Origin of the sequence: Wolbachia endosymbiont of Drosophila leontia (assembly GCF_028981785.1) — a bacterium.
Taxonomy (GTDB): domain Bacteria; phylum Pseudomonadota; class Alphaproteobacteria; order Rickettsiales; family Anaplasmataceae; genus Wolbachia; species Wolbachia pipientis.
On sequence record NZ_JAPQLK010000139.1, the window covers coordinates 1 to 7,347 of the forward strand.

The window sequence follows — 7,347 nt, forward strand, 5'->3', positions numbered from 1 at the left end:
ACATCATACAAATCAAGTTTCCTTGGTTTTGTTTTCTTTCTGCTACTCCCCAGTATTGGTCTAATTTTTTTCAAATTGTTCTTTACTTATATCGCTTGGATAGCTTTTTTGCATAGATATACCTCTTTCTTAACTATGCTTATTTTACCTCATATTTTCGAGATCCTTAACAGGTTCTTAGAGGAATGGCTGTTTAGTTTTTTTGTTAATCTTTTTTACCATGCTGTCAATCATATGCTTTATCCCTTGATATACAGAGTATGTACTTTCGTCGCTACGCATATAAGCAGAACAGGAAAATACATTATGTTCTTCGTCTTCTATTGATAACTCTGTATCGCATTTTATGTGCTCGCCGCCAAGCCTTTCTATCAACTGTTCTCTGTCATCTCCTATAGTTACCTTAACCTTACTTTCTTCTTTACCTATCTTGTTACTTAAAATTGAAACAATGATGGCTGGAGATATGCATATCGCTCCTATTGGCTTTTTTGTAACAAAAAATTCTGAAACTAATCTTTCAAATTCAGGCATTACTGTCACCATGTCTTTACTTTCAGCTAAGTCAGATAAATTTTTCGCAACCCCGTATCCACCAGGTACAACTAGCATGTCAAAATTTTCAGCTTCGGCTTCTTTTAAGTCATATATTTCGCCTCTTGCGATTCTTGCTGCTTCCACAAGTACATTCCTTTTTTCTTTTGTTGCCTCTTTTGTTCTATGATTCATAACTTGTGTGATATTGATATCAGGTGCAAAGCATTTAACATCCACTTCCTGCTGATCAAGCAACAAGCAAACTTAAAACCGCTTCTCTTACCTCTGCACCGTCAAGGTAACCACACCCTGATAAAACCACAGCAGCTTTTAATTTTTTTTCACCCATAAAGTACCTTGATTTCATACAATCTAGATGTTTTAATACAAATTCTATATTTGGAAAGGGGTATGTTATGTCAATTATAATATAATTAATGATTAGTATGTATAATTAGGCATATTTATAATCAACGAAGCTGAATATGGAATCTAGTAATAGTATGTTTTTTGACACTGACTATCCAGAACTAAGAAAAGCTATTTCAGATATAATAGAAAGTATTGCACAATCCTCACAAGAGGGGAAAAAAGAGTTATTTACAACCCTATCAGAACAAGTTAAAGAGATGAACCTCAAAGATTTAGGTTTAGCGATTAATGACCAAGGCTTGCAAAAGGAGGTCAACAAAGAATTATTTATAAAATTCATTGAAGAAGCACTTAAAGATTTAACTTCTGAAAATGTTGACTCAAAAATAATAGAAGAGGCGTTAAAATCTGTTAACCAACAAGCAATAAGTAATGTTGTAAATAATAATAAAGGTCCACTGGATAATCTAGTCAATTATTTTAAATCAGCCTCTGCAAATAAAAAAATTGGAATAGCTTCTGCCGTAATGGTATTAGGAGCAGCATTTTCTCCGCTTATTGTGCTTGCTACATTAATAGCGCTTGTGGCTATTGGAGCACGTTATGTAGGAATAGGTATAGGAAAGGCAGGGGAAAAAATAAAAGAAGGTGCGATTGATGCAGGAAAAGCAGTGAAAAGTTTATCTAAAAATTTAGGGGATAAATTGCCTGAGGTTGGGCCAAAAAAAGATAACTTTAGTAAATTATACAACAGTTTGGCTCAAGAGATTATATGCTATAATATGTCCGAAGAAGGTGAAAAAATAAAAAACGCCCAGAGTAAAGCAAAGGTCATAGGCATGCTTCAAAATGAAGGGCAGCGATCTGCTATACAAGAGTTAGTAAAGAATGGAACTATTCAAAATTTTTCAAAAGAAGACATGAAAAGGCTTATAGAAAAAGGTACTAGTACTTATGAAAGTGATAAGGAAGCACTTGAGGAGCTTATGGAGAAATTTCAATCTAAAATTATGGCCATTGGTGAGGGTAAAATAGAGGAGGTAGAAAAAATTGTTGATGAGAAAGTTGCAGCAATGAAGCCATCTTCTCACTTAGGTATTTCAAGTGCTGCACGAGTGAGTGAAGGAGGAATCACAGGACCAAGTTGATGCATTTTTTTACGCAAAAATTACTATCAGAAAGTGGGGTTACGCTACTCCTTTTTATCCACTTTTTTGAGCAATCCACTTCCACATCTAACACACATCTCAGTGATTATAATATCCAATTTTTGATCATGTTTTTCTACAGGTAAATCTTTACAATATTGTTTCTCATAGGCTACACCTATAAATATTTTTCCAAGCGGCCGTAATTTTTTTATCATTGTATCATACCAACCACCGCCAAAACCTAATCTATTCAAATGATCATCAAAAGCAATAACAGGAGTAATGATTGTGTCAGGAATTACATCTTCATTTGTTTCGTTCCATTTCTCAAATTTTAGTAACTTGTTTTTATTAGGAATTGCTATTTTATAATCTAAATCGAGTAAACTATGCATCAAAGGCACAACATCTATTTCCTCATCCATTGGAATGTAAGCTGCTATTGTTTTGCCTTTAACGTAGCTTAGGTTCTGATTAATCTGATTAAAGAGATTAATAAGGGAATTTGCCGCATAACTGGAATAACTTTCATCAATATCTTTTCTTATAGCTCTATATTGCTCTCTTATTTCCTTTTTGTGCTGTTTAATATCTTTGAACATGATCTATCCATTTTGCAGTAAGTTTTTCTTGTAAACTATTTTGCTTCAAGCGCTCACTTAAAAAGTCAAAGTCAACACACCCCATATCCTGGTCTTGATTACTGCAACTATAAACAAAACTCCTTTCTCCTGTTTTCGCATTTATATGTTGCTGCACACACTGAGCGCAGATTTCTTTCATCATACACTGCATAGGAGAATTAACTGATGATATCGCTATGTGGCCTGATTTCAGATATGGCTTTAAAATTGTTTTTCTAGCTTCATTCACAGCTTTCATCATTTTATCAGAACCAATAGTGATAATTTTATCTATAACGTTCAAATTAATACCTAATCTTCCTTGTTGATAAGAGACTATTGCATCAACTATATTACCATGAAAGGATTTATCTTGATCTCTGCTTGTTTCTATCAATCCTTCTTCACATACCCAAACTACTGCATTTGATGCACGCTCTATTAGTGCTCGTTTAAATACATCACTTAACTTCTTATAGCCAGCGAAGTACAAAACCTTGTTATTATTTTCAAGACATGCCTTTCCTATCGAAAATAACACTGCATTTCCAACTCCACCACCAATTAGCATTATATTCTTCATGTGCTATTTTAACTGCATTTGTTCAAATTTTTTGAAATTTTATAGAACAAAGTAATTTATATAGTTCTATACACAAAGAAAGAGACAAGGACACTCTCTGACTTCAACTATACCGATAACTGATAGCTGCATTTTTACGCATATCATCTAATAACAAGTTGCTTTGTATCATAATCTTTTGTTGATACATCTGCTGTTTAATTGCTTCTATACCCGCTACATTACTCTTGATATCACACAACATCATCAACTTTGCAGTGCCATTTTCTCTCAATTCTACTATTTCATTCACACTTGTTTTACTAAATAAAATCTGTAAATCAGGATTTAAATCTCGCATTTTTATTTCAAACTCTTTTGCGTTTGGCAACTTAAAATTATCTGCTAATTTATCGAAATTCAAACAATTGATTTTTTGCTCCTTGAAATTATCCAATAAACTTTCTGAACCTTCAACCACAATCTGTTTTAATTTTAAAGTGCTTTCCAGCAGTGCATGATTAAGTTGTACCTTATCTATGACTTTTATAACAGAGTAACCTTCACTGAAACTGAATGGACCTGCTATATCACCGGTTTCTAGTCTTTCTAAAACGCTCTTAAGTTTATCTTTGAGCTGACTTAAATTAACTGTTGCTTTACGCATCTTTATTGGAGGTTCTGGGTTATTACTATTACGTAATTTTTCTACTAAATCTTCAGCTATACCATAAACGTCCTTGTCTTTTTGATCAGGAATTATAAACTCTTGGAACGTGATAAGATAATCCGGCTTTTCTGTTTGCCTTTTTACATCATCTACTTCTTTATCGCTTATATTAATAAATGGCACAATTCTTACTTCAATAATTTTGCTCCACAGTAACTGACATTTTATTTGTTTTCTTAAAATACCAAGATCTATATTATGCTTCTCTATGTATTGATCAACTTCATTAGCCTTAAGTTTAAAACTTTGGGTTAAAAATAACATGACAGCATTATCTAACTCCTCGTTGCTCAATTTTATATTCAGCCTCTGCGCTTCATTGGTAATGATAATTTCGTCTATTAGCTCCCTAAGAATTTGAGGTTTTGCTTCTTTTTGATTAACACTTTGAGTGCCAAACAATGAATTTATAAAGTTGATGCGTTTTTCGATATCTAAATTTGAAATTGGCTCGCCATTTACATCTGCAACAATTTCAATCTCGGTTGCAAGCAACCCAAGTAGCAACACTATCAACAGTAAAATTAGTATTTTATACATACAAGTAAAGTTAATAACCAATTCTATAATAAATACTGAGTCAATGCTAGCCAACTTTTTAATAGTGATCTCAGTGACAACGGAAATAAAAACCATTGCAACAAAATCAGGTACGCTGGTAAATAGGCTAAAAACATGCTAATATAGCGAATTTAAACCGTGCTAAAAACAGTATACGGAAGGAGAGGGATTCGAACCCTCGATACGACTTTTGGGTCGTATAACGGTTTAGCAAACCGCCGCCTTCAGCCGCTCGGCCACCCTTCCAAATTTAGAACCTAAAGATTATATAATACCAAGACCTCTACCACCTGTCTAATGCTTTTAATTGCAATATTTGTATCTGTTCAGATGCATGGCTAATGCTGAAACAAAAATTCCAGTGCTCCCTTTCTTGTCATCCCAGTGTCACGCACTGGAATGACATCGTTTACTATGTGCCATATTGCAATGTTCGTACAGTTGTGCGCGGTACAGATTCCGCTAACAAGTAGCGGAATGACGAATTTGTTGTTTTTCAAATTGTGGGCAAACCTAAGCCACTTTAGCTATAAATCAATAAAAACTAATTTCTGCTTTTTTCAATGATTTTCTTTGCTTCTTCCACACCAACCCATTCTCCAACTGCTACCGTTTTTCCCTTTTCTAGATCTTTATAATGAGAAAAGAAATGAGTAATTTTATCTAGTAGGCTTTTAGATAAGTCAGAATAGTCCTTTATATTGTCATAATAGCTATCAACACTGGAAACAGGCACAGCTAATATTTTCTCATCTTCTCCTTTTTCATCTTTAGTGAGTAATGCGCCTATCGGACGCACCGATATTAAAACACTAGATGCTAAGGGAAACTGAGTTAGCACCAAAACATCCACAGGATCACCATCACCTGCGCAGGTATTTGGTACAAACCCATAATTGCAAGGATAAGTCATTGAGGTAGATAAAAATCTGTCAACTTGTAACAACCCAAGCTCTTTATTAAATTCATACTTTACAGGCTCAGCATTTGCACTTATTTCAATTACCACATTCACCACATTTGGTCCTGCTGTTACTTTACTTAAATCCATAAATTACCTCTTAACTTAAGAATAAGCATTATACAATATGTACTTTTAAGTTGCTACATTTATGTAGTTCTAAGCTTGTTTTGCATGGAGCGGTCCTAAATTTTCATTCGTCGTCTTATTGACTGTTGAAAGTGGTGGTTCCTGTGGTGGTTCCAATAATTGAAATAAGGCATATACTATTACGATAGTAAGCACCGCACCAACTATCAGGTTAGTAAGGTTGTCTTGTGGCAAAACATTTTTTATTGAGTTAAACAATTTTTGCTCCATAAAGAAATAATCAGCAACATATAACCCAACAGATAATACAAACATACCTAAAATAAGTTTACAGACTGCGTTTTTATGGTCTTTTTCTTTTTTCTTGCTGGTGATAGGATTTGGCCTACATTCATTCTCTTCTTGCAGCACTGAGTAGTATATATTATCAGGGCTCGTTATTAATTGTTCAAATTCATCACTATTTTGGTTTTTTAACAGTTGCTCTAGGGAGTTTTTTGTATTTATAGGATACATTAATCCATCCATTTTCAATGTTTTCTCTTGCCGATCCACACTCTCATGGTCGATTGTATATTTATCTCTACTTGATAATCCGATCATGTGTAGTTTGCCAGCTAAGAACATTATATAGCTCTCTATTAACTGATTCTCACATATCTCTAATACTTCTCTTTTTACTGTTTTGTTAGATGACGAAAGTTCTTTATAGTAAACACCCAAAGAAAAGAACAATGCTATATCTTTATCTGCTTTTATGTCATGAATGGAATAATAGCTGCTGATAACGCACTTATTTAATGTAAATTCTCTGTCATATTTGTTTAATGTATTTCCTTCACTTAGTAACTTTCTAAGACCAATGAGTACTTTATTTTCAAAATCCTCTTCTGTTTCAAATATTGGTTCTCTCTTTGGATTTGCTAAGATGTTAAGTAAATCTAATTTTCTTCCATCTACTACTTCATTTATATATTCATTTAACTCAGATCCTTTAATAACTTCATATATTTTATCTATGACATCTTTAGTATTCAGGTTATTGTTTTCACTTAGAATTTGATAAGCTTGAGCATAAATTAAAAACAGCCCTTGTAGACTAAATTTTAAGTTAAAATATTTATCTAATGGTTCCTCTTTTTTTCTAATGAATTCAGACAAACCAAAATGATTTCTGTGATCTATAAAACGACCTAATTCAGCATGTTGAAAGCTGCCTAAAAAAATAAATAACGTCTCTAATAAATTACCCTTACCAACAATTTTTATTAGTTCTTCAATTTCTTTTATCATTGCTGAAACCTATAATGTTCTACTTTATAGTATAAGGGATACATGGCAAAATAGCAATAAATGTTATTAGACTTCTTGCATAACCCAAACTAAGTAGAAAAAGGTATAGCTGTACCGCCGCGGTATCTCAGCCACTAACAAGAGATCCCGCTAACACGCAGCGGGATGACGAGACTTATCTTTATGCCGCCGCGAACCGTCATACCGCGATTCATTCGCGGTATCTCTAGATCCCGCTGGGATGACGATTGTCGTTTAGCCATAAATATTTAAGAAATTTACTAAACAAAAAAAGGCAAAAGAAGCCCCGTGGTTGGCTAATTACTTACATTATACTTTCAAGTATGGCGTTTTTTTATTCTAAACACTTAATAACCGCGATTTAGCTGCTTTTAAGCCGCAACTAATCTAAATTATAAACGTTAAGAAATTTACTAAACAGAAAAAAAGGCAAAAGAAACCCTAGG

7 protein-coding genes, 1 tRNA gene and 2 pseudogenes are annotated in these 7,347 nt (G+C 33.5%); 1 reads left to right on the top strand and 9 read right to left on the bottom strand.

Annotation, left to right across the window (positions count from 1 at the left end; all coding sequences use genetic code 11):
* Both OZD63_RS05080 and elbB read right to left on the bottom strand, forming a co-directional pair.
* A pseudogene (locus OZD63_RS05080) lies at positions 1-114 on the bottom strand (IS5/IS1182 family transposase); the annotation flags it as partial.
* Positions 115-177: 63 nt separating this feature from the next.
* Positions 178-886: pseudogene (elbB, locus tag OZD63_RS05085) on the bottom strand (isoprenoid biosynthesis glyoxalase ElbB).
* 136 nt (positions 887-1,022) lie between these two features.
* Between elbB and OZD63_RS05090 the strand changes: the two are divergent.
* Positions 1,023-2,057: a hypothetical protein gene (locus OZD63_RS05090; protein ID WP_274979496.1), complete on the top strand. Its 1,035-nt coding sequence runs from the start codon at positions 1,023-1,025 to the stop codon at positions 2,055-2,057.
* A 44-nt stretch (positions 2,058-2,101) separates the two neighbouring features.
* On the opposite strand, the gene OZD63_RS05095 is transcribed toward OZD63_RS05090, so the two are convergent.
* The 7 genes from OZD63_RS05095 to OZD63_RS05125 form a co-directional block, all read right to left on the bottom strand.
* On the bottom strand, positions 2,102-2,662 hold the full coding sequence (locus OZD63_RS05095; RefSeq protein ID WP_275008293.1) for a 5-formyltetrahydrofolate cyclo-ligase: 561 nt from the start codon (positions 2,660-2,662) through the stop codon (positions 2,102-2,104).
* Positions 2,646-3,266: a ferredoxin reductase domain-containing protein gene (locus OZD63_RS05100; protein ID WP_182321079.1), complete on the bottom strand. Its 621-nt coding sequence runs from the start codon at positions 3,264-3,266 to the stop codon at positions 2,646-2,648. The genes OZD63_RS05095 and OZD63_RS05100 overlap by 17 nt, the downstream gene beginning before the upstream one ends.
* Positions 3,267-3,369: 103 nt before the next feature.
* Positions 3,370-4,515: a SurA N-terminal domain-containing protein gene (locus OZD63_RS05105; RefSeq protein ID WP_274979495.1), complete on the bottom strand. Its 1,146-nt coding sequence runs from the start codon at positions 4,513-4,515 to the stop codon at positions 3,370-3,372.
* Positions 4,516-4,691: 176 nt separating this feature from the next.
* Positions 4,692-4,782, bottom strand: a tRNA-Ser gene (locus OZD63_RS05110).
* A gap of 92 nt (positions 4,783-4,874) precedes the next feature.
* The gene (locus tag OZD63_RS05115; RefSeq protein ID WP_275008295.1) at positions 4,875-5,036 is read right to left on the bottom strand and encodes a hypothetical protein; all 162 of its coding nucleotides are present in this window, start codon (positions 5,034-5,036) and stop codon (positions 4,875-4,877) included.
* 44 nt (positions 5,037-5,080) lie between these two features.
* Complete coding sequence (ppa, locus tag OZD63_RS05120) at positions 5,081-5,587, bottom strand: inorganic diphosphatase (RefSeq protein ID WP_274979494.1); 507 nt, start codon at positions 5,585-5,587, stop codon at positions 5,081-5,083.
* Positions 5,588-5,656: 69 nt separating this feature from the next.
* Entirely contained in the window at positions 5,657-6,880 is a 1,224-nt protein-coding gene (locus OZD63_RS05125) for a WD1261 family protein (RefSeq protein WP_275008296.1), read from the bottom strand.
* Positions 6,881-7,347: the final 467 nt, after the last annotated feature.